Source organism: Methylobacterium gnaphalii (assembly GCF_007992215.1).
GTDB classification, from domain to species: domain Bacteria; phylum Pseudomonadota; class Alphaproteobacteria; order Rhizobiales; family Beijerinckiaceae; genus Methylobacterium; species Methylobacterium gnaphalii.
In genome coordinates, this window is record NZ_BJZV01000089.1 from 1 (window position 1) to 1619 (window position 1619).

At 60.2% G+C, this 1619-nt stretch carries 1 protein-coding gene; it reads left to right on the forward strand.

Annotation, left to right across the window (positions count from 1 at the left end):
* Window positions 1–264: 264 nt before the first annotated feature.
* The coding region (locus tag MGN01_RS23200; protein ID WP_170246139.1) for a HAMP domain-containing protein at window positions 265–1619 on the forward strand (1355 nt) is incomplete at its 3' end.

A 1619-nucleotide genomic window follows, 5' to 3' on the forward strand; every position in this document is an offset into this window, starting at 1 on the left:
CATAGTGACTAAATCTAATAGTTGGCACCTACACTACACTTCGCAAATGGAAGGATTTTTGCCGATCCGCTCTCGGCGCGAACTTCAACAAACGGACATTTGACGTCCGGCAGGGGCTGGCCGACTTTGCGGGTCGAACGATTGGGCAACCATCCACGCTAGGTCCCATTGCTATTCGTCGTCGTCGATGGTTTTTCGCTGTCGCCCACGATCCAGACGGCTGCCTCGTTGGGCCATATGCATTTATCGTGAAGGTGTGCCCGAATGACGCCGACCACGTCACAGTTGGAGCCGAAGCTCCTCCTGAAGAGTCTCCGTGCGTTTCGGAAGGGGGACTTCTCGACCCGCCTGCCGCTGGATCTGACAGGCATCGACGGCGAGATCGCGGAAGCGTTCAACGACATCGTCGAGCTGAACCAGGGGCTTGCGCGGGAACTCGACAGGGTCGCGCGCGCGGTGGGCAAGGATGGGCGCATCAATGAGCGCGGCAAGCTGCCTGCGGCGACAGGCGGTTGGAACGACTGCGTCGATTCGGTCAACACTATGATCGGCGATCTTGTTCAGCCGACCACCGAGGTAGCGCGCGTCATCGGGGCGGTTGCCAAAGGCGACCTCAGCCAAACCATGCAGATCGAGATCGAGGGCCGCCCCCTGAAGGGCGAGTTCCTGCGCATCGGCAAAGTGGTCAACACAATGGTCGACCAGTTGAACTCCTTCGCCTCGGAGGTGACGCGCGTCGCCCGCGAGGTCGGCTCAGAAGGCAAGCTAGGTGGCCAGGCCCAGGTTAAAGGCGTTGGCGGAACCTGGAAGGACCTGACCGACAACGTCAACCTTATGGCGGCGAACCTTACCGGTCAGGTACGTAACATCGCCGAGGTCACGACGGCAGTGGCGAATGGTGATCTGTCCAAGAAGATCACCGTCGACGTAAAGGGCGAGATATTGGACTTGAAATCGACCATCAACACAATGGTCGATCAGCTGAACTCCTTCGCCTCGGAAGTCACTCGCGTCGCCAAAGAGGTAGGCTCGGAAGGCAAGCTCGGTGGCCAAGCCCAAGTCAAGGGCGTTGGTGGTGTCTGGAAGGACCTGACCGACAACGTGAACATGATGGCCGAGAACCTGACCGGCCAAGTGCGCAATATCGCCGAGGTCACGACAGCGGTCGCGCGTGGCGATCTGTCCAAGAAGATCACTGTCGACGTCAAAGGCGAGATTCTTGCCTTGAAGCTGACCATCAACACGATGGTGGACCAGCTCAACTCCTTCGCCTCGGAGGTGACTCGCGTCGCGCGCGAGGTTGGCACAGAGGGCAAGCTCGGAGGTCAAGCCCAGGTCGAAGGTGTCGGCGGAACCTGGAAGGACCTGACCGACAACGTGAACATGATGGCGGCGAATTTGACCGGGCAGGTCCGCAACATCGCCGACGTGACCACCGCGGTGGCCAACGGCGACCTGTCCAAGAAGATCACCGTCGACGTGCGGGGCGAGATCCTGGAGCTGAAAAACACCATCAACACGATGGTGGACCAGCTCAATTCCTTCGCGTCGGAAGTCACCCGCGTCGCACGCGAGGTCGGCTCGGAGGGCAAGCTCGGTGGTCAGGCGCAGGTGCGCGG